Below are 24,572 nucleotides of genomic sequence, written 5' to 3' on the forward strand. Positions count from 1 at the left end.
CGACGGGCTCGCCGAGGGCGCTCAGGCTCGGGGCGGCAGTGCGGCCGAGCACGGTGCCCCCGCGGCGGTTGACCAGGTGCCCCCGCCCGCCGCGGTCGGCCGGGGAAGGGAGCGGGCAGCGGCACCGGCCCCAGCACCTCGGCCTCGGGCGGCAGTTGGGCCGCGCGGAGGAAGTCGGCCACCGCCTCCGCGGGGCCCGACACGGCCGCCATCCGCGACACCGGCGGAAACCCCAGCTCCGCCCGCTCGGCGAGCTCCCGCACCGCGTGCCCGACGGGGTCCCACCGGACGAGCGCCTGCACGGGCCGCAGCGTCGGCTCGGCCACGACCACCACCGTGCCGCCCTCCGACTGCGGCCGGACGAGCGACGCGGCCGCGATCCACCGCCGCAACGCGTCCTCCCCGGCCCGCAGATCGGGCCGTCCGAGCATCGCCCAGCCGTCCAGCAGCAGCGCCGCCGCGTACCCGCCCTCGGCGACGGGCTCGGCGCCGGGCGTACTCACGACCAGCGCGGGAGCCCCCGGCACCGTGTCCAGCACGTGCTCCCGCCCCGAGGTGCGTACCGGTACGGCGGGGAAGGCCCGGCCGAGCTCCTCGGCGGTCCGGCGCGCCCCGACGACCGAGGCGCGCAGGCGGAAGGAGCCGCACTCCGGGCAGTGCCAGCCGCTCTCCTCGCGTCCGCACCACCCGCAGTTCAGTCCCCCGCCGTCCGGAGCCTCCAGCGGCCCGGAGCAGTGCCGGCACCGCGCGGGCGCCCGGCAGCCGGCACACGCCATCCGCGGCACGTACCCCCCGCGGGGCACCTGCACCAGCACCGGGCCGTGCCGCAGGCCCTCCCTGACGGCCTGCCAGGCGAGGGTCGGCAGCCGGGCGGCCCGGGCGGCCTCGTCGCGGGCGAGATCCTGGTCCCCGACGGTCCGTACGAGCGGGGCGGCGGCCCGGACCTGGTCCCGGCCGGATACGAGCGGCCGCGCCCAGCCGCTCTCGACGAGCTGCGCGGCCTCCACCGTGCAGCCCCAGCTCCCCAGCAGGAAACCGCACTTGTCCTGCGCGGCCCGCAGCAGGAGCACCTCGCGGGCGTGGGGCTGCGGGGCGTGCTGCTCGCTGTGACTGTCGTCGCCGTCGTCCCAGAGGGCGACCAGGCCCAGGTCCTGGACCGGCGCGAACATCGCGGCCCGGGTCCCGATCACGGCCCGTACGGAACCGCGTCGCACCGCGAGCCACTGCGCGTACCGCTTCTCGGGGCCGGCGTCGGCGGTGAGCACCGCGTGCCGCCCCTTCCCCAGCAGGGAGGTCAGGGCGGCGTCGACCCGCGCGACCGCGCGTCCGTCGGGCAGGACGGCGAGCGCCCCGCGTCCGGAGGCCAGCGTCGCGGCGACGGCCCGGGCCAGCTCCTCGCTCCACTGCGGCCCTGGCAGCGCGTTCCACACGGCCCGGGGCGCCCCGCCGGAGGCCAGGGACTCCAGGAACGCCGCTCCTCGCTCGTACCGCTGCCAGGAGCCCGCCTCCGGCGCCGGGGGCGGTGGCAGCGGGTCGGGTGAGGGCCGCTGCTCGGCCCGTGCGTTGCGCGGCGGTACGGCGAGCTGCAAGACGTCGGCGAGGCTGCCCGCGTACCGGTCGGCGACCGCCCGGGCCAGCCCCAGCAGTTCCTCGCTGAGCACCCGCTCGGGCGACACGACCTGGGCGAGGGCTGCCAGCGGCCCCGAGTAGTCGGACTCGGCGCGGCGCTCGACGAGGAACCCGTCGATCAGTCCGCCGCCCTCGCGCCGCCCGTCCCGCACGCGATGCCGTCCGGCCCCGAACCGCACCCGTACCCGCACGCCCGGCCGGGCGTCCGCGTCCAGCTCCTCGGGGACGGCGTAGTCGAAGTAGCGGTCGAGGTGGAGGACGCCCTTGTCGACGAGGACGCGTGCGACGGGGAGCTCCTTGGCGAGCGCGGCGCCCCGCCAGGTGCGCGGTTTGGCCCGGGGCGTCCTGGCCTTGCGCACGCTGTCCCGGATGAGCGCGAGCTGCTCGGGCGGGGCACCCTCGGCCCCGCCGCCCGTCTGTTCGTTCTCGCTGCTCACGCTTGCATTCTTACCAAACGCCACTGACAAGCGGAGGCGCCCGAGTTCCCTCGCGGTGACGGCGCGCACTCGCCTTGGACCACTCGGCCACGCCACCGGGCACCGCCCGGCCGACGGCGGGATTCGAACCCGCGGGGGCTGCTTCGAGCCCAGAAGTATCCGTCACCTTCGCACCGGGCGCCCCGGCACTGTCCACCGTAGAGAGCGCCCGCGCCGCCCGCGAACCGATTTGAAGGCCCCCAGGCCCGGCAGGCCCGCAGGGCAGGCACGAGCCCGCGCAAGGCAGGAACGGCCCGCGTGAAGCGGAAACAGGCGCGCGCAAGGTAGGAGCGGCCCGCGTAAAGCGGAAACAGGCGCGCGCAAGGCAGGAGCGGCCCGCGCGAGGCAGGAACGGGCGGGCGAACGGGCGGGCGAGAGCGGCCCCGACGCGGCCCGGAGCGCACGCCGAAGGCCCGGCCCCCCAAGGGTGCCGGGCCTCACGCGATGCCTGAAGGGCGGGACCTACAGCCCCGCGGCCGTGCGCAGCGCGTCCACGCGGTCCGTCCGCTCCCAGGTGAAGTCGGGCAGCTCGCGGCCGAAGTGGCCGTACGCCGCCGTCTGGGAGTAGATCGGGCGGAGCAGGTCGAGGTCGCGGATGATGGCGGCCGGACGGAGGTCGAAGACCTCGTCGATCGCCTTCTCGATCTTCTCCGTGTCGATCTTGGCGGTGCCGAAGGTCTCGACGAACAGGCCCACCGGCTCGGCCTTGCCGATCGCGTACGCGACCTGGACCTCGCAGCGGGTGGCGAGGCCCGCGGCCACGACGTTCTTCGCGACCCAGCGCATCGCGTACGCCGCGGACCGGTCGACCTTCGACGGGTCCTTGCCGGAGAACGCGCCACCACCGTGCCGAGCCATGCCGCCGTAGGTGTCGATGATGATCTTGCGGCCGGTCAGGCCGGCGTCACCCATCGGGCCGCCGATCTCGAAACGGCCGGTCGGGTTGACCAGGAGACGGTAGTTCTCCGTGTCCAGCTTGATGCCGTCGTCCAGGAGCGCCTTGAGCTCCGGCTCGACGACGAACTCCTTGATGTCCGGAGCCAGGAGCGACTCCAGGTCGATGTCGGAGGCGTGCTGGGAGGAGACCACCACGGTGTCCAGGCGGACCGCCTTGTCACCGTCGTACTCGATGGTGACCTGCGTCTTGCCGTCCGGGCGCAGGTAGGGGATCGTGCCGTTCTTGCGCACGTCGGACAGGCGCTTCGACAGGCGGTGCGCCAGGAAGATCGGCAGCGGCATCAGCGTCGGCGTCTCGTCCGTCGCGTAGCCGAACATCAGGCCCTGGTCGCCCGCGCCCTGCTTGTCGAGCTCGTCGTCGTCACCCTCGACACGGTTCTCGTACGCCGTGTCCACGCCCTGGGCGATGTCCGGGGACTGCGCGCCGATCGACACCGACACGCCGCAGGAGGCGCCGTCGAAGCCCTTCTTGGAGGAGTCGTAGCCGATTTCGAGGATCTTGTTCCGGACCAGCGTCGCGATGTCCGCGTACGCCTTGGTCGTGACCTCGCCGGCCACGTGCACCAGGCCGGTCGTGATCAGGGTCTCGACGGCGACCCGGGATGAGGGGTCCTCGCGCAGAAGCGCGTCGAGAATGGTGTCGCTGATCTGGTCAGCGATCTTGTCGGGGTGACCCTCGGTCACGGACTCCGAGGTGAACAGACGACGGGACACAACGCTCCCTGAGGTTGCAGCGGCTGCTGGCTGATCATTGGCGGACGGCGGGGGCTGCACCCGGCGCCGTCCGTGGAACAGTTTACGGGTCACGCTTCGGCCACGGTCCCCCCGTCTCGCCACTCGGGAGTGCTGTGACCTGCGGCACGGGCATTCTGCCCAATGCCGAGCGACGTTGGCCAGAGGCGCCACGCCCCGATCCACCCGCATTCGAGGGGGTACGCGGCGCCCGGGTCATCAGCTCAGGCGCTCGGCCACCAGGTCCCACACGGTCTCGGCCAGGGCTTCCTTGGGCCCGTGCGCCACCGCGGTCTCGCTGCCGTCGGCGCCGAGCACGACCGCCTCGTTCTCCTCGGAACCGAAGGTCTTCCGCTCCCCCACCTCGTTCACGACCAGCAGGTCGCAGCCCTTGCGCTTGAGCTTGGCGCGGCCGTTGGCCAGGACGTCGTCCGTCTCGGCGGCGAAGCCGACGATCACCTGTCCGGGGCGGGCCCGGTCGGCCGAGATCTCCGCGAGAATGTCCGGATTCCGCACCAGGGTGACCGGCTCCGGCTCCTGGCCGTCCTTCTTCTTGATCTTCCCTGCCGCGTACGCCGCGGGACGGAAGTCCGCCACCGCGGCCGCCATCACCACGGCGTCGGCCTCCGGGGCGGCCCGCAGCACCGCCTCGCGCAGCTCCACGGCGGTTCCGACCGGTACGACGTCCACGCCCGCGGGGGCCGGCAGGGTGCTGTTGGCCGCGATCAGCGTGACCCGGGCGCCGCGGGCGGCGGCGGTGCGGGCAAGGGCGTAGCCCTGCTTGCCGGAGGAGCGGTTGCCGAGGAAGCGGACGGGGTCCAGGGGCTCGCGGGTGCCGCCGGCGCTGACGACGACGTGCCGGCCCGCGAGGTCGGGCTCGGTGACGCCCCGGGCCAGGACGCGGCGGCAGACCTCGAAGATCTCCCCCGGGTCCGGCAGCCGGCCCTTGCCGGTGTCGACGCCGGTGAGGCGACCGACGGCCGGCTCGATGACGAGGGCGCCGCGGCGGCGCAGCGTCGCCACGTTCTCCTGGGTGGCCGGGTGCTCCCACATCTCCGTGTGCATGGCGGGGGCGAAGACGACCGGGCAGCGGGCGGTGAGCAGGGTGTTGGTGAGGAGGTCGTCCGCGAGGCCGTGGGCCGCCTTGGCGAGGGTGTCGGCGGTGGCGGGGGCGACGACGACCAGGTCGGCCTGCTGCCCGATGCGGACGTGCGGGACTTCGTGGACGTCGTCCCAGACCTCGGTGGAGACGGGGTTGCCGGACAGCGCGGACCAGGTGGCGGCGCCGACGAAGTGCAGCGCGGAGGCCGTGGGCACCACCCGCACCTCGTGGCCCGACTCCGTCAGCCGCCGCAGCAGCTCACAGGCCTTGTACGCGGCGATGCCCCCGCTGACCCCCAGAACGACCTTCGGCTTGTCCACGTCTCTCCCCGGACCTCGGCAACCGGCACACCGTACGACTCCATGACACACCACAGGCCCGGCAGTCGGCCTGCCGGGCCTGTGGATAAGTCAGCGCAAAGCTGTAAATCCTACTTACTGCGCCGGGCCCTCGACGGCCTCGGACGTCAGGAGCCCCGCGTTGATCTCGCGGAGGGCGATCGAGAGCGGCTTCTCGTGGACGTGGGTGTCGACGAGAGGACCGACGTACTCGAGGAGACCCTCGCCGAGCTGCGAGTAGTACGCGTTGATCTGGCGGGCACGCTTGGCCGCGTAGATCACGAGGCTGTACTTCGAGTCGGTGGCCTCGAGGAGCTCGTCGATCGGCGGGTTGATGATGCCCTCGGGCGCGGAGATGGAAGAGGACACGCTCTACCTTCCGATGGATGGGAAAGAATCTGTCGGGCTGATCAGCCGACCGGAACGGTCAGCGATGGTCACACGACGTCCATCAAGGCTAGCAGCTCGCGTGCTACGTCCTCGACGGAGGTGTTGACCAGGGTGGTGTCGAACTCCGGCTCGGCCGCGAGTTCGATCTTCGCCGCTTCGAGCCTGCGCTCGATCACCTCGGGCGGTTCGGTGCCCCGCCCGGTGAGCCGGCGCACGAGCTCCTCCCAGGAGGGAGGAGCCAGGAACACCAGCTGGGCCTCGGGCATCGACTCGCGGACCAGCCGGGCGCCCTGGAGGTCGATCTCCAGGAGGACGGGCTCGCCGTTCTCCAGGCGCTCCTGCACGGCCGCACGCGGCGTGCCGTAGCGGTTGCCGGCGAACTCGGCCCACTCCAGCAGTTCCCCGTTGGCGATCAGCTTGTCCATCTCGTCGTCGGAGACGAAGAAGTAGTGGACTCCGTGCTGCTCGCCGGGGCGGGGCTTGCGGGTCGTCGCCGACACCGAGAGCCAGACCTCGGGGTGTTCCTTGCGCATATGAGCGACGACCGTGCTCTTGCCGACCCCGGAGGGGCCGGAGAGCACGGTCAGCCGCGGACGTACGTCCGGGGGTACGGGGGACGTCCCCCGGGGTGTTGCAGCCATGCAGCGATTATCCAGCAATCGCGGAGTGCCCGGGACTCGCTTCCCCGGAGCGCCCGGTTCAGGAACCGGTGCTGCCGAACTCGCGCTCCAGGGAGGCGATCTGGTTGGAACCGAGACCCCGCACGCGGCGGCTCTCGGAGATGCCGAGTCGCTCCATGATCTGCTTGGCGCGGACCTTGCCCACGCCCGGCAGCGACTCGAGGAGGGCGGAGACCTTCATCTTGCCGATGACGTCGTTCTCCTGGCCCTGCTTGATGACCTCGTGAAGGGAGGCGCCGGAGTGCTTGAGTCGATTCTTGACCTCGGCCCGCTCCCGGCGAGCCGCGGCGGCCTTTTCGAGCGCGGCTGCGCGCTGTTCAGGGGTAAGGGGCGGAAGAGCCACGCCTACGTCACCTCGGATGTCGAACTGTCGGATACGGACCGGTGAGGAACCTAGTCGCCCCACACCTGGGGAGCCACGAGCAACACACGCTTGCCCGTTCTCTCGTCGGAGACTAGCGGGCAAGTCCGCCAGAGTCAGCGAGAACAGCGGAAAAGTCCTGGTCAGCCTTCATCTGAACGGACATTTAGGACATACTGCCCCGGATTTGAGGATGTATTCAGACTCAAGCGGGCCACTGACCACTCATCGGAGGTCTCGCGGTAAGGTCTGGACCGCCTCACGACGGCGTCACGGCGTGCCGGATCTCCTCCGCGAAGCGCTCCGCCGCGTCACGCAGAGCGACCGCGTCGGGACCGTGGCGTAGCACTCCCCGGCTGACGTTCGGCACGACGTTGCGCACCGCCGCACCGAAGACGCCGGGAAGATCGGCCGGCGTGGCACCCTGCGCGCCGATGCCGGGTGCGAGGAGCGGGCCGTTGATGTCCAGGTCGTATGTCGACAGATCACCGAGGGTGGCGCCGACGACCGCGCCGAAGGACCCCAGGGGCTCCTCCCCCGTGTTCTCGGCGGCCAGGTGCGCCAGCATCGTCGCTCCGACGTTCCGGCCGTCGGAGCGCACGGCGTGCTGGACCTCGCCGCCCTCCGGGTTGGACGTCAGCGCCAGCACGAAGAGGCCCGCGCCGTTCTCCCGGGCCAGGGCCACGGCCGGGGCGAGCGAGCCGTAGCCGAGGTACGGCGAGACCGTCAGGGCGTCGGAGAACAGCGGCGCGTCCTTGTGCAGGAAGGACTCGGCATACGCGGCCATGGTGGAGCCGATGTCGCCGCGCTTGGCGTCCATGACGACCAGCGCGCCCGCCGCCCGGGCCTCGGCGACCGACTTCTCCAGCACGGCGACGCCGCGCGAGCCGAAGCGCTCGAAGAACGCGCTCTGCGGCTTGAGCACGGCGACCCGGTCGGCCACCGCCTCGACGACCGTGCGGCTGAACCGCTCAAGGCCCGCCACGTCGTCGTTCAGGCCCCACTCGGCGAGCAGGGAGGCGTGCGGGTCGATGCCGACGCACAGCGGGCCACGCTCGTCCATGGCCCGGCGCAGGCGCGCGCCGAAGGGTTCGAGACCACTCATGCCGTCTTCCTCACGTCGGCGCCCACCGCGTCGGCGAGCGTGGCGTAGGGGCTGGTGGCCAGGCGTGCGGCGAGCCCCTTGTGGATGGCGCGGCCCCAGAAGGGACCCTCGTAGATGAAGGCGCTGTAGCCCTGGACCAGCGTGGCGCCTGCCAGGATGCGCTGCCAGGCGTCCTCGGCGTTCTCGATGCCGCCGACGCCCACCAGGGTGATCCGGTCGCCCACGCGCGCGTAGAGGCGGCGCAGGACCTCCAGGGAGCGCTCCTTCAGGGGCGCCCCGGACAGGCCGCCGGTCTCCTTGACCAGGGAGGCGTCCGCCTTCATGCCGAGGCCCTCGCGCGCGATGGTGGTGTTGGTGGCGATGATGCCGTCCAGCCCGAGCTCCACGGCGAGGTCGGCGACGGCGTCGACGTCCTCGTCGGCGAGGTCCGGCGCGATCTTGACCAGCAGCGGGACGCGCCGCGCGGACACCGTGCGGTCGGCCGCCTCGCGGACGGCGCTCAGCAGGGGGCGGAGCGCCTCCGTCGCCTGGAGGTTGCGCAGGCCCGGCGTGTTCGGCGAGGAGACGTTGACGACCAGGTAGTCGGCGTACGGCGCGAGCCGCTCGGCGGACTTCACGTAGTCCGCGACGGCCTCCTCCTCGGGGACGACCTTGGTCTTGCCGATGTTGACGCCGACGACCGGCTTGAAGACGGGCGTACGGGAGGCCAGGCGGGCGGCGACACGGAGCGAGCCGTCGTTGTTGAAGCCCATGCGGTTGATCAGCGCACGGTCCTTGACCAGGCGGAACAGCCGCTGCTTGGGGTTGCCGGGCTGCGGTTCGCCGGTCACCGTGCCGATCTCGACGTGGTCGAAGCCGAGCATGGCCATCCCGTCGATGCCGACGGCGTTCTTGTCGAAGCCCGCGGCGAGCCCGAACGGGCCGTGCATCCGCAGGCCCAGGGCCTCGGTGCGCAGCTCCTTGTACCGGGGTGCGAGGGCGGCCGCCAGGAAGGTTCGCAGTACGGGCACGCGGGCGGCCAGGCGGATCCAGCGGAAGGCCAGGTGGTGGGCCTGCTCCGGGTCCAGCCTCTTGAAGACGAGACGGAAGAAGATGTTGTACATGGTGTCCTCACGAGGACTCGGCGTCCTCACGAAGAGGGGGACACCGTTTCCGGTGTCCCCCTCGGGGCTGCTAGTCGCGGGCCGCGGTCAGGTGTTCCGCGTGTTCCTGGAGCGAGCGGACGCTCACGTCGCCGCGGTTGAGGGCGTCGATGCCCTGGACCGCCGCCGCGAGCGCCTGGACCGTCGTCAGGCAGGGCACGGAGCGTGCCACGGCCGCCGTTCGGATGTCGTAGCCGTCGAGGCGGCCGCCCGTGCCGTACGGGGTGTTGACGATGAGGTCGACCTCGCCGTCGTGGATGAGCTGGACGATGGTCTTCTCGCCGTTCGGGCCGGTGCCCTCGGACTGCTTGCGCACGATGGTGGCGTTGATGCCGTTGCGCTTGAGGACCTCGGCGGTGCCGGAGGTGGCGAGCAGTTCGAAGCCGTGACCGACCAGTTCGCGGGCCGGGAAGATCATCGAGCGCTTGTCGCGGTTGGCGACCGAGATGAACGCGCGGCCCTTGGTGGGCAGCGGGCCGTAGGCGCCCGCCTGCGACTTGGCGTACGCCGTGCCGAAGACGGAGTCGATGCCCATGACCTCGCCGGTGGAGCGCATCTCCGGGCCGAGGACGGTGTCGACGCCGCGGCCGTGGATGTCGCGGAAGCGCGACCACGGCATGACGGCCTCCTTGACGGAGATCGGCGCGTCGAACGGCAGCTCGCCGCCGTCGCCCGTGGCCGGGAGCAGCCCCTCGGCGCGCAGCTCGGCGATGGTCGCGCCCAGCGAGATCCGGGCGGCGGCCTTGGCCAGCGGCACCGCCGTCGCCTTCGAGGTGAAGGGGACGGTCCGGGACGCGCGCGGGTTGGCCTCCAGGACGTAGAGGATGTCGCCCGCGAGCGCGAACTGGATGTTGATCAGGCCGCGGACCCCGACGCCCTTGGCGATGCCCTCCGTGGAGGCGCGCAGGCGCTTGATGTCGAAGCCGCCCAGTGTGATCGGGGGCAGGGCGCACGCCGAGTCGCCGGAGTGGATGCCGGCCTCCTCGATGTGCTCCATGACGCCGCCGAGGTAGAGCTCCTCGCCGTCGTAGAGGGCGTCGACGTCGATCTCGATCGCGTCGTCGAGGAACCGGTCGACCAGGACCGGCCGGGACGGGCTGATCTCGGTCGACTCGGCGATGTAGGACTCCAGCCGGGTCTCGTCGTAGACGATCTCCATGCCGCGCCCGCCCAGGACGTACGAGGGGCGCACCAGGACCGGGTAGCCGATCTCGTCGGCGATGGCCTTGGCCTCGGCGAAGGTGGTGGCGGTGCCGTGCTTGGGGGCCGGGAGGCCGGCCTCCTGGAGGACCCGGCCGAAGGCGCCCCGGTCCTCGGCGGCGTGGATGGCCTCCGGGGAGGTGCCGACGATCGGCACGCCGTTGTCCTTGAGCGCCTGCGACAGGCCCAGCGGAGTCTGGCCGCCGAGCTGGACGACGACACCCGCGACGGGCCCGGCCTGCTGCTCGGCGTGCACGATCTCCAGCACGTCCTCGAGCGTCAGCGGCTCGAAGTACAGGCGGTCGGAGGTGTCGTAGTCCGTGGAGACGGTCTCCGGGTTGCAGTTGACCATCACCGTCTCGTAGCCCGCGTCGCTGAGCGCGAAGGAGGCGTGGACGCAGGAGTAGTCGAACTCGATGCCCTGGCCGATGCGGTTCGGGCCGGAGCCCAGGATGATGACGGCCGGCTTATCGCGGGAGGCGACCTCGCTCTCCTCGTCGTAGGAGGAGTAGAAGTACGGCGTCTTCGCGGCGAACTCGGCGGCGCAGGTGTCGACCGTCTTGTAGACCGGGCGGATGCCCAGCGCGTGCCGGACCTCGCGGACGACGTCCTCGCGCAGGCCGCGGATCTCGCCGATCTGCGTATCGGAGAAGCCGTGCCGCTTGGCCTCGGCGAGCAGGTCGGTGGTCAGCTCGGGCGCCTCGGCCAGCTCGTCGGCGATCTCCTTGATCAGGAAGAGCTGGTCGACGAACCAGGGGTCGATCTTCGTGTACTCGAAGATCTCCTCGGGCGTGGCGCCGGCACGGATGGCCTGCATGACGGTGTTGATGCGGCCGTCGGTGGGGCGGACCGACTCGCGCAGCAGCTCGTTCTTGTCGCCGGGCTCGCCGACGAAGGTGAACTGGCTGCCCTTCTTCTCCAGGGAGCGCAGGGCCTTCTGGAAGGCCTCGGTGAAGTTGCGGCCGATGGCCATGGCCTCGCCGACCGACTTCATCGTGGTGGTGAGCGTGGCGTCGGCGCTCGGGAACTTCTCGAAGGCGAACCGCGGGGCCTTCACGACCACGTAGTCGAGCGTCGGCTCGAAGGAGGCCGGGGTCTCCTGGGTGATGTCGTTCGGGATCTCGTCCAGCGTGTAGCCGACGGCGAGCTTCGCGGCGATCTTGGCGATCGGGAAGCCGGTCGCCTTGGAGGCGAGCGCCGAGGAGCGGGACACGCGCGGGTTCATCTCGATGACGATGACGCGGCCGTCCTCGGGGTTCACCGCGAACTGGATGTTGCAGCCGCCGGTGTCGACGCCGACCTCGCGGATGACGGCGATGCCGATGTCGCGCAGGATCTGGTACTCGCGGTCGGTGAGCGTCATCGCGGGCGCGACCGTGATGGAGTCGCCGGTGTGCACGCCCATGGGGTCGAAGTTCTCGATGGAGCAGACGACCACGACGTTGTCGTGCTTGTCGCGCATCAGCTCCAGCTCGTACTCCTTCCAGCCGAGGATGGACTCCTCCAGAAGCACCTCGGTGGTCGGGGAGAGCGTGAGGCCCTGGCCGGCGATGCGGCGCAGCTCCTCCTCGTCGTGGGCGAAGCCGGAGCCGGCGCCGCCCATGGTGAAGGAGGGGCGGACGACGACGGGGTAGCCGCCGAGCGTGTCGACGCCCTGGATCACGTCGTCCATGGAGTGGCAGATCACGGAGCGGGCGGACTCGCCGTGGCCGATCTTGCCGCGGACGGCCTCGACGACCTCCTTGAAGAGGTCGCGGTCCTCGCCCTTGTTGATGGCCTCGACGTTGGCGCCGATCAGCTCGACGCCGTACTTGTCGAGGGTGCCGGCCTCGTGCAGCGAGATGGCGGTGTTGAGGGCCGTCTGACCGCCCAGGGTGGGCAGCAGCGCGTCGGGGCGCTCCTTGGCGATGATCTTCTCGACGAACTCGGGGGTGATCGGCTCGACGTAGGTGGCGTCGGCGATCTCCGGGTCGGTCATGATCGTCGCCGGGTTGGAGTTCACCAGGACGACCCGCAGACCCTCGGACTTGAGGACGCGGCACGCCTGGGTGCCGGAGTAGTCGAACTCGGCGGCCTGGCCGATGACGATCGGGCCGGAGCCGATGACCAGGACGGACTGGATATCGGTGCGCTTAGGCACGCTGGCCCTCCATCAGGGATACGAAGCGGTCGAACAGGTAGGCGGCGTCGTGCGGGCCGGCTGCCGCTTCGGGGTGGTACTGGACGCTGAACGCGGGGCGGTCGAGGAGCTGGAGTCCCTCCACCACGTTGTCGTTCAGGCAGACGTGGGACACCTCGGCGCGGCCGAACGGGGTCTCGGAGACCTTGTCGAGCGGGGCGTCGACGGCGAAGCCGTGGTTGTGCGCGGTGACCTCGACCTTGCCGGTCGTGCGGTCCTGCACCGGCTGGTTGATGCCGCGGTGGCCGTACTTCAGCTTGAAGGTGCCGAAGCCGAGCGCGCGGCCCAGGATCTGGTTGCCGAAGCAGATGCCGAACAGCGGGGTGCCGCGCTCCAGGACGCCCTGCATCACGGAGACGGGGTGGTCGGCGGTGGCCGGGTCGCCCGGGCCGTTGGAGAAGAACACGCCGTCCGGGTTCACCGCGTACACGTCCTCGACGGTCGCGGTCGCCGGGAGCACGTGCACCTCGATGCCGCGCTCGGCCATGCGGTGCGGGGTCATGCCCTTGATGCCGAGGTCGACGGCGGCGACGGTGAACTTCTTCTCGCCGATGGCCGGGACGACGTAGGGCTCGGTGGTGGCGACCTCGGCGGAGAGGTTCGCGCCCTTCATCTGGGGGGCTTCCTGGACACGGGCCAGCAGCGCGGCGTCGTCCTGGACGGCGCCGCCGCTGAAGATGCCGACGCGCATGGCGCCCCGCTCGCGCAGGTGGCGGGTGAGGGCGCGGGTGTCGATGCCGCTGATGCCGACGACGCCCTGGGCGTCCAGCTCCTCGTCCAGCGTGCGCCGGGAGCGCCAGCTGGACGGCACGCGCGCGGGGTCGCGCACGACGTAGCCGGAGACCCAGATCTTCTTCGACTCCATGTCCTCGTCGTTGACGCCGGTGTTGCCGACGTGCGGCGCGGTCATCACCACGACCTGGCGGTGGTACGAGGGGTCGGTCAGGGTCTCCTGGTAGCCGGTCATGCCGGTGGAGAACACCGCTTCGCCGAAGGTCTCCCCCACGGCCCCGTAAGCACGGCCGCGAAAGATCCGGCCGTCCTCCAGGACGAGTACGGCGGGAGTTTTGACGGCTCCCCTGGTGGAGGTGGTCATCGTTCGGCGCCTTCCCTGGTGTTCGTTTCGATCATGGAGTTGATGGCTTCGACCCACGCGTTGTGCTCGGCCGCGTGGTCGGAGCGGAAGCCGGAGTCGATCAGCCGGTCGCCGTGCTCCCAGGTGACGACCAGCAGGCCGCCCTCGGTGAGGACCTTGCCGGCGATGCCCTTGTCGAGCCGGGCCTCGCGCAGCGCCGCGGCCGGGACGAAGAAGTCCCGGGCACCGGGGCGTACGACGTCGAGGCCGGCGTCCGTCAGCGTCAGCTCGGCTCGGCTGCGGGTGCCCAGGCCGTGCGCGACGATGCGGTCGAGCCACTGCCCGGCGGTGGTGGAGCCGTGGTAGCGGCCGCTCAGGGTGAGCTTCGCGGGACCCGGGCCGGCCGGTGTGACGGGCAGCTCGGGCAGGTCGCCCTGGAGGGTGCCGCGCCACTTCCAGCCCTCGCGCATCAGCCAGTAGACGAGGGCGACGAACAGGGCGAGGCCGACGACCCAGCCGATGCGGGCGGCCCAGTCGGTCACTTGCGCCGATTCCTTCTCGGCGGCCAGCAGGAGTACAGGTGTCACGTGAGCTTCCCGTCGACGAGCGTGGCCTTGCCCCGCAGCCACGTGTGCGTCACACGGCCCGGCAGCTCACGTCCCTCGTAGGGGGTGTTGCGGCTGCGCGAGGCGAAGCCCGCGGGTTCCACGAGCCCACGGTATGCCGTGTCGACCAGGGTGAGGTTGGCGGGCTCACCTGCCGAGACGGGACGGCCGTGGCCCGTGGCCTGTCCGATCTGCGCGGGCTTGACGGACATCCGGTCGGCGACGCCGGCCCAGTCCAGCAGACCCGTTGCGACCATGGTCTCCTGCACCACCGACAGCGCGGTCTCCAGGCCGACCATGCCCATGGCGGCCGCGGCCCACTCGCAGTCCTTGTCCTCGTGCGGGTGCGGGGCGTGGTCGGTGGCGACGATGTCGATCGTGCCGTCGGCGAGCGCCTCGCGCAGGGCCATGACGTCGCGCTCGGTGCGCAGCGGCGGGTTGACCTTGTAGATGGGGTTGTAGGTGCGCACCAGCTCATCCGTGAGGAGGAGGTGGTGCGGGGTGACCTCGGCGGTGACGGCGATGCCGCGGGACTTCGCCCAGCGGACGATCTCGACGGACCCGGCGGTCGACAGGTGGCAGATGTGGACGCGGGAGCCGACGTGGTCGGCGAGCAGGACATCCCGGGCGATGATCGATTCTTCGGCCACCGCGGGCCAGCCTCCGAGGCCCAGCTCGGCGGAGACGATCCCCTCGTTCATCTCGGCGCCCTCGGTCAGCCGCGGCTCCTGCGCGTGCTGCGCGACGACACCGCCGAAGGCCTTCACGTACTCCAGGGCCCGGCGCATGATGACGGCGTCGTGGACGCACTTGCCGTCGTCGGAGAAGACGGTGACGCCGGCGGCCGACTCGTGCATGGCGCCCAGCTCGGCGAGCTTCCTGCCCTCCAGGCCGACGGTGACGGCACCGATCGGCTGGACGTCGCAGTAGCCGTGCTCCTTGCCGAGCCGCCAGACCTGCTCGACGACACCGGCGGTGTCGGCGACCGGGAAGGTGTTGGCCATGGCGAAGACGGTCGTGTAGCCGCCGGAGGCCGCGGCCCGGGTGCCGGTGAGGACGGTCTCGGAGTCCTCGCGGCCGGGCTCGCGCAGGTGGGTGTGCAGGTCGACCAGGCCCGGCAGCAGCACCTTGCCCTCGGCCTCGACGATCTCGGCGCCCTCGGCGGACAGCCCCGTGCCCACCTCGGCGATGGTCCCGCCGTCGATCAGCACGTCCTGCGGCTCGCCGCCGAGCACCTTCGCACCACGGATCAGGATCTTGCTCATCTGTCTTACTTCTCCTCGGTACGGGGGTGGGTGACGGCGGGCTCGTTGCCCCCGAGCAGCAGGTACAGGACGGCCATCCGGATGGACACTCCGTTTGCGACCTGCTCGACGACGGTGCAGCGGTCGGAGTCGGCGACCTCGGCTGTGATCTCCATGCCGCGGACCATCGGGCCGGGGTGCATCACGATGGCGTGCTCGGGCATCCGCGCCATGCGGTCGCCGTCGAGGCCGTAGCGCCGGGAGTACTCGCGCTCGGTCGGGAAGAACGCGGCGTTCATGCGCTCGCGCTGGACGCGCAGCATCATCACCGCGTCGGACTTGGGCAGCGTGCTGTCGAGGTCGTAGGAGACCTCGCAGGGCCAGGTCTCGATGCCGACCGGCAGCAGGGTCGGCGGGGCGACGAGGGTGACCTCGGCGCCGAGGGTGTGCAGCAGGTCGACGTTGGAGCGGGCGACCCGGCTGTGCAGGACGTCGCCGACGAGCGTGATGCGCTTGCCTTCGAGGTCCTGGCCGAGTCCGGCGTCCGGGCCGATCAGGCGGCGGCGCATGGTGAAGGCGTCGAGCAGCGCCTGCGTGGGGTGCTGGTGGGTGCCGTCGCCGGCGTTGACGACGGCCGCGTCGATCCAGCCGGAGTTGGCGAGGCGGTACGGGGCTCCGGAGGCGCCGTGCCGGATGACGACGGCGTCGACGCCCATCGCCTCCAAGGTCTGGGCGGTGTCCTTCAGGGACTCGCCCTTGGAGACGCTGGAGCCCTTGGCGGAGAAGTTGATGACGTCCGCCGACAGCCGCTTCTCGGCGGCCTCGAAGGAGATCCGGGTCCGGGTGGAGTCCTCGAAGAAGAGGTTGACGATCGTGCGGCCGCGCAGGGTCGGCAGCTTCTTGATCGGCCGGTCGGCGACCCGGGCCATCTCCTCGGCGGTGTCGAGGATCAGGACGGCGTCGTCGCGGGTGAGGTCGGCGGCCGAGATGAGATGACGCTGCATCTGTCAGGCTCCGTAAGGCAGTTCATTCGGGAGATTCGGGGCAGACGGGCGCGCCGGGGCGCGCACTGAGCCGGCGCACGACGGCGGCGTACGCCTCTGGAGCGCTACTGAGGGGTCGGCTTGGCACCGAGCAGCACGGTGTCGCGACCGTCCTCCTCGGCGAGCTGGACCTTGACCGTCTCCCGCAACGACGTGGGGAGGTTCTTGCCGACGTAGTCGGCGCGGATGGGCAGTTCGCGGTGTCCGCGGTCGACGAGGACGGCGAGCTGCACCGCGCGCGGGCGCCCGAGGTCGTTCAGCGCGTCGAGGGCGGCGCGGATGGTGCGGCCGGAGAAGAGCACGTCGTCGACGAGGACGACTAGCTTGCCGTCGAGGCCGTCACCGGGGATCTCGGTGCGGGCGAGCGCGCGTGGCGGGTGCATGCGCAGGTCGTCGCGGTACATGGTGATGTCGAGCGAGCCGCAGGGAACCTTGCGCTCGGTGATCTGCTCCAGCTTGTCCGCGATCCTCCGGGCGAGGAAGACGCCCCGGGTCGGAATGCCGAGGAGCACCACGTCGTCGGCGCCCTTGGCGCGTTCGACGATCTCGTGGGCGATGCGGGTCAGCACCCGCGCGATGTCGGGCCCTTCGAGAACGGGCCGGGCATCGGACTGCGTGTCGTGCGTGTCCATACGAAACGGACCTCCTTCTCCGCCTCACGGGACGGACCTTAAAGGACGTCGGGATTGCGCCATACACGGTAGCAGGTCACCGTTGTCGCTCCGATGGCCCCCTCGGATCACCCACTCGGCCTAACGGAACGCCGATACCACGGAAGAGTCGGTGCGGACCATTCGGCTTGACGCGGCAGAGTAACGCTGCGTAACCTCACAGTGAGTTACCAGCCGCGCGGCCTGGCACCCACGCCAGACGCGTCGACACAGTGCCGGGGAGCTATATGTCCAGCGAATACGCCAAACAGCTCGGGGCCAAGCTCCGGGCGATCCGCACCCAGCAGGGCCTTTCCCTCCACGGTGTCGAGGAGAAGTCCCAGGGACGCTGGAAGGCGGTCGTGGTCGGTTCGTACGAGCGCGGCGACCGTGCCGTGACCGTACAGCGCCTTGCCGAGCTGGCGGATTTCTACGGCGTTCCGGTGCAGGAGCTGCTTCCGGGCACGACCCCGGGCGGGGCCGCCGAGCCGCCGCCGAAGCTGGTCCTGGACCTGGAGCGGCTGGCCACGGTGCCGGCCGAGAAGGCAGGCCCGCTTCAGCGCTACGCGGCCACGATCCAGTCGCAGCGCGGTGACTACAACGGCAAGGTGCTGTCGATCCGCCAGGACGACCTGCGCACACTCGCCGTCATCTACGACCAGTCGCCGTCCGTCCTCACGGAACAGCTGATCAGCTGGGGTGTCCTCGACGCGGACGCGCGCCGCGCCGTGGCCTCCCACGAGGAGGCCTGACCCGCTCCGCGGGCTCAGCAGAAACGTGCCGCCGGGGTGGCCGAAACCGTATGGTTCTCGGCCACCCCGGCGGCGTTGTGCGGCTCTGACACCCCCGCGCCCCACCGAGGGCCCACAGGAACGCCGGAGGGCCCGCAGGAACGCCGGAGGGCCCGCAGCAGTCACGCTGCGGGCCCTCCGGCATGTGGTCCGTCTCAGACCTCGTCGCGGCGGAGCGAGGGCTTGAGTTCCTTCAGCCGGCCGAGCAGGCCGTTGACGAACGAGGGCGACTCGTCCGTGGAGAACTCCTTCGCCAGCTGCACCATCTCGTCGAGGACGACGGCGTCCGGCGTCGCATCGACCCAGATCAGCTCGTAGGCACCGAGCCGCAGGATGTTGCGGTCGACGACGGGCATCCGGTCCAGCGTCCAGCCGACGGAGTACTGCGCGATCAGCTCGTCGATGCGCTTCGCGTGCTCCGCGTAGCCCTCGACCAGCTCCATCGTGTACTCGCTGACCGGCGGCTGCCGGGTGTCCGCCCGGGACAGCCGGACCCAGTCCGCGAGGACGGTGAGCACCTCGACGCCGCGCTGGTCCCCCTCGAAGAGGATCTGGAAGGCGCGCTTACGGGCCGTGTTGCGGGCAGCCACGGTTAGCTGTTCACCCGGCCGAGGTAGTCGCTGGTGCGGGTGTCGACCTTGATCTTCTCACCGGTGGTGATGAAGAGCGGCACGTTGATCTGGTGGCCGGTCTCCAGGATGGCGGGCTTGGTGCCACCGGTGGAGCGGTCGCCCTGGACGCCCGGCTCGGTCTCCTGGATGACCAGCTCGACGGCGGCCGGCAGCTCGACGAAGAGCACCTCGCCCTCGTGCTGCGCGACGGTGGCGGTGAAGCCCTCGATCAGGAAGTTGGCGGCGTCGCCGACGGCCTTCCGGTCGACGTGGAGCTGGTCGTAGGTCTCCATGTCCATGAAGACGAAGTAGTCGCCGTCCATGTAGGAGAACTGCATGTCGCGCTTGTCGACGGTGGCCGTTTCGACCTTGACGCCGGCGTTGAAGGTCTTGTCGACGACCTTGCCGGAGAGCACGTTCTTGAGCTTGGTGCGCACGAAGGCCGGGCCCTTGCCGGGCTTGACGTGCTGGAACTCGACGACGGACCAGAGCTGGCCGCCTTCGAGCTTGAGCACCATGCCGTTCTTGAGGTCGTTCGTGGAAGCCACGGTTGCGGAATCTCCTGGACTGACGTACGACCCCGGGGCACGCGCCTGCCTGGCTACAGGGCGAGCAGCTCCTTGGTCGTGATGGTGAGTAGCTCGGGTCCGCCGTCCGCCTCGGGGCGGACGACGAGCGTGTCATCGATCCGGACGCCGCCCCGGCCCGGGAGGTGGACCCCCGGTTCGACGGTGACCGGCACGCAAGCGTCCAGTTTACCCATGGCCGCGGGGCTCAATTGAGGGTCCTCGTCGATTTCGAGCCCCACACCGTGTCCGGTCAGGACCGTGAGGCCCTCCGTGTACCCCGCGGAGTCCAGGACCTGGCGGGCGGCGCGGTCGACGTCCCGGCAGGCGGCGCCGGGTACCAGGCTCTCACGCCCGGCCCGCTGGGCTGCGAAGACCAGGTCGTACAGCTCGATCTGCCAGTCCGCGGGAGCGGTGCCGATGACGAAGGTGCGGCCGATCTCGCAGCGGTAGCCGCGGTAGGTGGCCCCGAGGCACACGGAGAGGAAGTCGCCCTCCTCGACCCGGCGGTCGGTGGGCCGGTGGCCGGGGCGGCCGGAGTTCGGCCCGGTGGCCACCGAGGTGGGGAAGGCCGGCCCGTCCGCCCCGTGGTCCACGAGCCGCCGCTCCAGTTCCAGGGCGAGGTGGCGCTCGGTGCGGCCCACGAGGATCGACTCCAGGAGCTCGCCGAGGGCCTGGTCGGCGATCTCGGCGCCGATGCGCAGACACGAGATCTCTTCCTCGTCCTTGACGACCCTGAGCTGCTCGACGGCGCTGCCGAGCCCGGTGAGACGCAGTCGGGGAGCGACCGAGCCGAGGGCTCTGTGCCGGGCCACCGTGAGGTGGTGCTCCTCCACCGCGAGGGAGTCGGCGCCCTGGGCAGCGGCGAGGCCCGCGGCCGCGACGGCCGGGTCACCGCCGCCGGCTCCGGGCAGGGTCTGTACGCGCAGTGCCTCGTCGGGGCGCTCCTGCGTGGGGCGGTCGGCCGTGGGTCCGGCACGGACCAGGAGGTCCTGCTCCTCGGTCCTGCCCAGGAGCAGAACGGCGCCGTGCGGGGCGGCGCCCGCGAGATAGCGCACATTGGCGGGGCGGGAGACCAGCGCCGCCGCGCTGCCGCCCGCGTTGCAGTAGTCCCTCAGACGCGTCCGGCGGGCCGCGTACACCTCTGACATGACCCGAGCGTATGAGCTCCGCCGGTTTGGCGCCGGTTGAGGGGGTCTGAGTGGGCGGTGCCTGGTTTGTCCGGGCGGGTTGGGGGGCTGTTTCGGGAGGGGTCGTGCCGCGCGGGGTCGCGTGCCGTCCGCGCGCGTGTGGGGGCTGGTCGCGCAGTTCCCCGCGCCCCTATGGGGCGCTCACCACTGGGGTGGGCTGGCGATCGAGCGGGCGAGGACGTCGTCCAGGACGCGTGCCGTCTCCGGGACGTCCAGCTGGGAGTTGTCGATGATCGGCAGGCCGGATCCGTACCAGCCGGCCATGCGGCCGTGGATGCGGGCCACCTCCTCGTCCGAGAGCCGTCGGTTGCCCGAGCGCTCCGCGTTGCGTTCGAGGACGATGTCCAGCCCGGGCAGCAGGACGACCGGCAACAGGCCCGGCCCGACGTGGCGCTTCCAGCCGCCGAGGCCGACGACCGGGCGGTCGGGGAAGACCGCGTCGTCGAGGATGCACGAGATGCCGTTGGCCAGGAAGTTCCGCGCGGCGAAGCCACACGTGCGGCGGGCCAGGCGGTACTGCGCCTCGGAGTTGTCGTTCCAGCCGGACTGGGGGTCGGCGAAGCCGGAGCGGACCCACTCGCGCACGTCGTCGAGGCTGATGTGGGCCGTGGGCACCCGGCGGTGGTCCGCCCAGTACTTGGCGACGCTGGTCTTGCCCGCGCCCGCGGGGCCGATGAGCAGCACCGCGAGGGTCGTGCCGGCGGGATCGGGAACGGTCGCGGCGGGCGGGGCCATCGGCATGGCGACCGGGCCGCCCGGAGGCAGCGGCACGTGCCCGGTGGTCTCCGGCGTCGGCGGGACCGACGCCACGGCCGGTCCCGGTCCGGGCGGGGGCGCGGGATATCCCGGTGCCGGGGGCGGCGGGGGCACGGGCCCGGGGCCCTGGTGCGTGCCCACGTTCGGCGTGACCGGGTGTTGTGCGGCCGGCGACCAGCCGGTGGCCGGTCCGTGCCCCGGCTGATGGGGCGGCGGCAGCGGAGAACCCACTGCGTGCTGCATCCGGTGCCACTCCGTCTCGTACAGGCGATGGGCGCTGACAGCGGGGCGGTACCCGCGTGCTACCGAACGGTACCGCCCCCGGTCGTCGATGTGTGAACGGCCGGGGGCGGCCCGAAGTGCCCGGCTCCGCAAGGTGGTTTCGGGCGGAAGGAGCGACCGGGGACTTACTGCCCCACTTCGCCGTAGGCGGCGAGCAGCACGGCCGGGTCGGGTCCCTCCAGGACGGTGGGCTTGGCCAGGCCGTCGAGGACGATGAAGCGCAGCAGGTTGCCGCGGGACTTCTTGTCGACCTTCATGGTCTCCAGCAGCTTGGGCCACTGGTCGTACCGGTAGTGCAGGGGCAGTCCGACCGCTTCGAGGATGGTGCGGTGGCGGTCGGCCGTCGCGTCGTCCAGCCGGCCTGCCAGGCGCCCCAGTTCGGCGGCGAAGTGCATGCCGACCGAGACCGCCGCGCCGTGGCGCCACTTGTAGCGCTCGTTCTTCTCGATGGCGTGACCGAGCGTGTGGCCGTAGTTGAGGATCTCGCGCAGGCCCGACTCCTTCAGGTCCGACGACACGACGTCGGCCTTGACCCGGATGGAGCGCTCGATGAGCTCGGCGGTGTGCGGGCCGGCCGGGGTGCGGGCCGCCTCGGGATCGGACTCGATGAGGTCCAGGATGACCGGGTCGGCGATGAAGCCGGCCTTGATGACCTCGGCGAGCCCGGAGACGTAGTCGTTGACCGGCAGGGAGTCCAGCGCGGCCAGGTCGCACAGCACACCGGCGGGCGGGTGGAAGGCGCCGACGAGGTTCTTGCCCTCGGCGGTGTTGATGCCGGTCTTGCCGCCGACGGCCGCGTCCACCATGGCGAGCACGGTGGTCGGGATGGCGACCCAGCGCACCCCGCGCAGCCAGGTGGCGGCGACGAACCCGGCGAGGTCCGTGGTCGCGCCGCCGCCGACGCCGACGACGACGTCCGTGCGCGTGAAGCCGGACTGGCCCAGCGCCTTCCAGCAGTAGGCGGCGACCTCGGCGGTCTTGGCCTCCTCCGCGTTGGGCACCTGGACGGCGACCACCTCGTAGCCCTGCTCGGCCAGGTCTGCCCGCAGCGCGTCGCCGGTCTCGGCGAGCGCCTCGGGGTGGACGATGGCGACCCGCTGGGCCTTCTCACCGATCAGCCCGCCGAGTTCACCCAGCAGCTGCCGGCCCACGAGGACCTCGTACGGGTCGGTCCCCGCGGTGCCGCCGACCTGGATCCGCGTGACTGCCTCGCTCATGCTTCTTTCAACTCCAGTGCGTCCAGGGCGGCTTCGGTGACCTCTTCGGGCGTACGGCCGTCGGTTGCGACGACGGCCGTGGCGACCTCTTCGTACAGGTGGCGGCGGGCCTCCATCAGCTCGCGCCACTGCTTGCGCGGGTTGACCGCGAGCAGGGGCCGGGCCGCGTTGAGGCCGGTGCGCTTGACCGCCTCCTCGACGTCCATCGACAGGTACGCCACCCGCTGCCCGGCGAGCAGGGCGCGCGTACCGGCGTCGAGGATCGCGCCGCCGCCCAGGGCCAGGATGCCGTCGTGCTCGGCGAGTGCCCGGTGCACGGCCGTCTTCTCGATCGCCCGGAAGGCCGACTCGCCCTCGTCGACGAAGATCTCGGCGATGGTCCTGCCCTGCTCGGCGACGATGTCGTCGTCGGTGTCCCGGTAGGAGACACCGAGCCGCTCGGCCAGCAACCGCCCGACGGTGGACTTGCCGACGCCCATCGGGCCGACCAGGACGACCAGCGGGCCGCTCATCGGATGGCGAGGTTGTCGAGGTACGACGTCACGTTGCGGCGGGTCTCGGCCACCGAGTCGCCGCCGAACTTCTCCGCCACCGCGTCCGCGAGCACCAGGGCCACCATGGCCTCGGCCACGATGCCGGCGGCCGGGACCGCGGAGACGTCGGAGCGCTGGTGGTGGGCCTGCGTGGCCTCGCCGGTGGTGACGTCCACGGTCTTCAGGGCGCGCGGCACGGTCGCGATCGGCTTCATCGCGGCGCGGACGCGCAGCAGCTCACCGGTGGTCAGACCGCCCTCGGTGCCGCCGGAGCGGCCGGAGGTGCGCCGGATGCCGTCGTCGGTCCTCACGATCTCGTCGTGCGCCTTGGAGCCGGGCACCCGGGCCAGCTCGAAGCCGTCGCCGATCTCTACGCCCTTGATCGCCTGGATGCCCATGAGGGCGCCGGCGAGCCGGGCGTCCAGCTTGCGGTCCCAGTGCACGTGCGAACCGAGGCCGACGGGCACGCCGTAGGCCAGGATCTCGACCACGCCGCCGAGGGTGTCGCCGTCCTTGTGGGCCTGGTCGATCTCGGCGACCATCGCCTTCGACGCGTCGGCGTCCAGGCAGCGCACGGGGTCCGCGTCCAGCCTCTCGACATCGGCCGGGGCCGGGTACACGCCCTTCGGCGCCTTTGCCGCCGCCAGCTCCACCACGTGCGAGACGATCTCGACGCCGGTGGTCTCCTTGAGGTACGACCGGGCCACCGCGCCCAGTGCCACGCGAGCGGCGGTCTCACGCGCGGAGGCGCGCTCCAGGATCGGCCGGGCCTCGTCGAAGCCGTACTTCTGCATGCCCGCGAGGTCGGCATGGCCGGGGCGCGGCCGGGTCAGCGGGGCGTTGCGGGCGAGCCCGGCGAGGATCTCCGGGTCGACCGGGTCGGCCGCCATGACCTGTTCCCACTTGGGCCACTCGGTGTTGCCGACCATGATCGCGACCGGGGAGCCGAGGGTGAGGCCGTGCCGGACGCCGCCGAGGAAGGTGACCTCATCGCGCTCGAACTTCATCCGGGCACCGCGTCCATAGCCCAGGCGCCGCCTCGCGAGATGGTCCGCCACCATGTCCGTGGTGATCGGCACGCCGGCGGGAAGGCCCTCCAGCGTCGCGACGAGTGCGGGACCGTGGGACTCCCCCGCGGTCAGCCAGCGCAACCTGCTCAACGGTGCTCCTCAATGCTCGCGCCCCGGTACTGCCCTGCGTACGCGCCTCGTCGCGTACGGCGACGGCGTGACCGGGTGCGCGGCCCGGTCCGCCACCCCCGATCCTCCCACGCCGGGGCCGTTCGCCCGGCGGCCGGTCCATCAAGCGGACGCGTTCGCGGACGGACCGTCCGTCTGACGCTGCCGGGGCGCGTACGACCCGAGGAAGTCGGCACCGCTCGGCTGCTGCGCGGGCTGGGCCGGTGGGGCGTACGCCCCCAGGTGGTCGGCGCCGCTGCCCTGCTGCTGCGCCTGCTGGGGCGCGTACTCTCCCAGGTAGTCCGCTCCGCGCCCCTGCCCGTACCGGGCCGCCGCGTGGACCGGCTGTCCGGTGCGGACGGCGCGCCGGTGGGCGATCTTGCGCTTGATCTTGACGACCCAGGACGCCACGACGGCGAGCACGATCAGGGCGAGCACGGTGATCTGCACCCAGTCGGGCAGGAATCCGAGCACGGACTCGAATATCTGGGACTTGACGGATGCCTGAGGCAGGCCTGCGGACATGACGGACGTTCCCCT

The 24,572-nt window shown here is 71.5% G+C and carries 23 protein-coding genes; 1 reads left to right on the top strand and 22 read right to left on the bottom strand.

Features of this window, described 5'->3' with window-relative positions; all coding sequences use genetic code 11:
• From AB0E85_RS08705 to pyrR, 14 genes are all read right to left on the bottom strand, one after another.
• A partial coding sequence (locus AB0E85_RS08705) for a primosomal protein N' (protein WP_361924076.1) occupies nucleotides 1-2,066 on the bottom strand: 2,066 nt, incomplete at its 3' end.
• 501 nt (nucleotides 2,067-2,567) lie between these two features.
• A complete protein-coding gene (gene metK / locus AB0E85_RS08710) occupies nucleotides 2,568-3,776 on the bottom strand; it encodes a methionine adenosyltransferase (protein ID WP_361924078.1) in 1,209 nt (402 codons plus the stop codon).
• Between the two features lie 237 nt (nucleotides 3,777-4,013).
• Nucleotides 4,014-5,216: a bifunctional phosphopantothenoylcysteine decarboxylase/phosphopantothenate--cysteine ligase CoaBC gene (gene coaBC / locus AB0E85_RS08715; RefSeq protein WP_361924080.1), complete on the bottom strand. Its 1,203-nt coding sequence runs from the start codon at nucleotides 5,214-5,216 to the stop codon at nucleotides 4,014-4,016.
• Nucleotides 5,217-5,330: 114 nt separating this feature from the next.
• Nucleotides 5,331-5,603 carry a DNA-directed RNA polymerase subunit omega gene (gene rpoZ, locus AB0E85_RS08720; RefSeq protein ID WP_003988945.1) on the bottom strand — a complete coding sequence of 91 codons (273 nt, stop codon included), beginning with the start codon at nucleotides 5,601-5,603 and terminating at the stop codon, nucleotides 5,331-5,333.
• A gap of 68 nt (nucleotides 5,604-5,671) precedes the next feature.
• Nucleotides 5,672-6,265 (bottom strand): guanylate kinase, encoded by a 594-nt coding sequence (gmk, locus tag AB0E85_RS08725; protein WP_031105569.1) that lies wholly within the window; start codon nucleotides 6,263-6,265, stop codon nucleotides 5,672-5,674.
• Between the two features lie 58 nt (nucleotides 6,266-6,323).
• Nucleotides 6,324-6,647, bottom strand: coding sequence for an integration host factor (locus AB0E85_RS08730; RefSeq protein WP_003977346.1), 324 nt, complete (start codon nucleotides 6,645-6,647; stop codon nucleotides 6,324-6,326).
• A 277-nt stretch (nucleotides 6,648-6,924) separates the two neighbouring features.
• Nucleotides 6,925-7,770 (bottom strand): orotidine-5'-phosphate decarboxylase, encoded by an 846-nt coding sequence (gene pyrF / locus AB0E85_RS08735; RefSeq protein WP_361924083.1) that lies wholly within the window; start codon nucleotides 7,768-7,770, stop codon nucleotides 6,925-6,927.
• On the bottom strand, nucleotides 7,767-8,873 hold the full coding sequence (locus AB0E85_RS08740) for a quinone-dependent dihydroorotate dehydrogenase (RefSeq protein WP_361924085.1): 1,107 nt from the start codon (nucleotides 8,871-8,873) through the stop codon (nucleotides 7,767-7,769). The genes pyrF and AB0E85_RS08740 overlap by 4 nt, the downstream gene beginning before the upstream one ends.
• A 70-nt stretch (nucleotides 8,874-8,943) precedes the next feature.
• A complete protein-coding gene (gene carB, locus AB0E85_RS08745) occupies nucleotides 8,944-12,252 on the bottom strand; it encodes a carbamoyl-phosphate synthase large subunit (protein WP_361924088.1) in 3,309 nt (1,102 codons plus the stop codon).
• Nucleotides 12,245-13,387, bottom strand: a complete 1,143-nt coding sequence (gene carA / locus AB0E85_RS08750; RefSeq protein ID WP_361924090.1) for a glutamine-hydrolyzing carbamoyl-phosphate synthase small subunit — start codon at nucleotides 13,385-13,387, stop codon at nucleotides 12,245-12,247. Before carA ends, carB begins: the two co-directional genes overlap by 8 nt.
• Nucleotides 13,384-13,953, bottom strand: a complete 570-nt coding sequence (locus AB0E85_RS08755) for a hypothetical protein (protein WP_361924092.1) — start codon at nucleotides 13,951-13,953, stop codon at nucleotides 13,384-13,386. The genes carA and AB0E85_RS08755 overlap by 4 nt, the downstream gene beginning before the upstream one ends.
• Complete coding sequence (locus tag AB0E85_RS08760) at nucleotides 13,950-15,236, bottom strand: dihydroorotase (protein WP_361924094.1); 1,287 nt, start codon at nucleotides 15,234-15,236, stop codon at nucleotides 13,950-13,952. Before AB0E85_RS08760 ends, AB0E85_RS08755 begins: the two co-directional genes overlap by 4 nt.
• A 5-nt stretch (nucleotides 15,237-15,241) precedes the next feature.
• Nucleotides 15,242-16,219 carry an aspartate carbamoyltransferase catalytic subunit gene (locus AB0E85_RS08765; protein WP_161366446.1) on the bottom strand — a complete coding sequence of 326 codons (978 nt, stop codon included), beginning with the start codon at nucleotides 16,217-16,219 and terminating at the stop codon, nucleotides 15,242-15,244.
• A 104-nt stretch (nucleotides 16,220-16,323) separates the two neighbouring features.
• A complete protein-coding gene (pyrR, locus tag AB0E85_RS08770; protein ID WP_030843153.1) occupies nucleotides 16,324-16,890 on the bottom strand; it encodes a bifunctional pyr operon transcriptional regulator/uracil phosphoribosyltransferase PyrR in 567 nt (188 codons plus the stop codon).
• A 266-nt stretch (nucleotides 16,891-17,156) separates the two neighbouring features.
• Here pyrR and bldD point away from each other — a divergent pair, with 266 nt between their 5' ends.
• Nucleotides 17,157-17,660, top strand: a complete 504-nt coding sequence (bldD, locus tag AB0E85_RS08775; RefSeq protein WP_018570201.1) for a transcriptional regulator BldD — start codon at nucleotides 17,157-17,159, stop codon at nucleotides 17,658-17,660.
• 194 nt (nucleotides 17,661-17,854) lie between these two features.
• On the opposite strand, the gene nusB is transcribed toward bldD, so the two are convergent.
• The 8 genes from nusB to AB0E85_RS08815 form a co-directional block, all read right to left on the bottom strand.
• On the bottom strand, nucleotides 17,855-18,289 hold the full coding sequence (gene nusB / locus AB0E85_RS08780; RefSeq protein ID WP_184843788.1) for a transcription antitermination factor NusB: 435 nt from the start codon (nucleotides 18,287-18,289) through the stop codon (nucleotides 17,855-17,857).
• A 2-nt stretch (nucleotides 18,290-18,291) separates the two neighbouring features.
• Nucleotides 18,292-18,858, bottom strand: coding sequence for an elongation factor P (efp, locus tag AB0E85_RS08785; RefSeq protein WP_361924097.1), 567 nt, complete (start codon nucleotides 18,856-18,858; stop codon nucleotides 18,292-18,294).
• A 53-nt stretch (nucleotides 18,859-18,911) separates the two neighbouring features.
• The gene (locus tag AB0E85_RS08790) at nucleotides 18,912-20,027 is read right to left on the bottom strand and encodes an aminopeptidase P family protein (protein ID WP_361924099.1); all 1,116 of its coding nucleotides are present in this window, start codon (nucleotides 20,025-20,027) and stop codon (nucleotides 18,912-18,914) included.
• Between the two features lie 180 nt (nucleotides 20,028-20,207).
• Nucleotides 20,208-21,065, bottom strand: coding sequence for a Pro-rich N-terminal domain-containing protein (locus tag AB0E85_RS08795; RefSeq protein WP_361924101.1), 858 nt, complete (start codon nucleotides 21,063-21,065; stop codon nucleotides 20,208-20,210).
• Nucleotides 21,066-21,229: 164 nt separating this feature from the next.
• Nucleotides 21,230-22,321: a 3-dehydroquinate synthase gene (gene aroB / locus AB0E85_RS08800; protein WP_361924103.1), complete on the bottom strand. Its 1,092-nt coding sequence runs from the start codon at nucleotides 22,319-22,321 to the stop codon at nucleotides 21,230-21,232.
• On the bottom strand, nucleotides 22,318-22,833 hold the full coding sequence (locus AB0E85_RS08805) for a shikimate kinase (RefSeq protein WP_361924105.1): 516 nt from the start codon (nucleotides 22,831-22,833) through the stop codon (nucleotides 22,318-22,320). The genes aroB and AB0E85_RS08805 overlap by 4 nt, the downstream gene beginning before the upstream one ends.
• A complete protein-coding gene (aroC, locus tag AB0E85_RS08810) occupies nucleotides 22,830-24,014 on the bottom strand; it encodes a chorismate synthase (RefSeq protein ID WP_361924107.1) in 1,185 nt (394 codons plus the stop codon). The genes AB0E85_RS08805 and aroC overlap by 4 nt, the downstream gene beginning before the upstream one ends.
• A gap of 141 nt (nucleotides 24,015-24,155) precedes the next feature.
• Nucleotides 24,156-24,557, bottom strand: a complete 402-nt coding sequence (locus AB0E85_RS08815) for a hypothetical protein (RefSeq protein ID WP_361924109.1) — start codon at nucleotides 24,555-24,557, stop codon at nucleotides 24,156-24,158.
• Nucleotides 24,558-24,572 lie beyond the last annotated feature (15 nt).

It is taken from the genome of Streptomyces sp. NPDC029044 (assembly GCF_040637495.1).
Classification (GTDB): domain Bacteria; phylum Actinomycetota; class Actinomycetes; order Streptomycetales; family Streptomycetaceae; genus Streptomyces.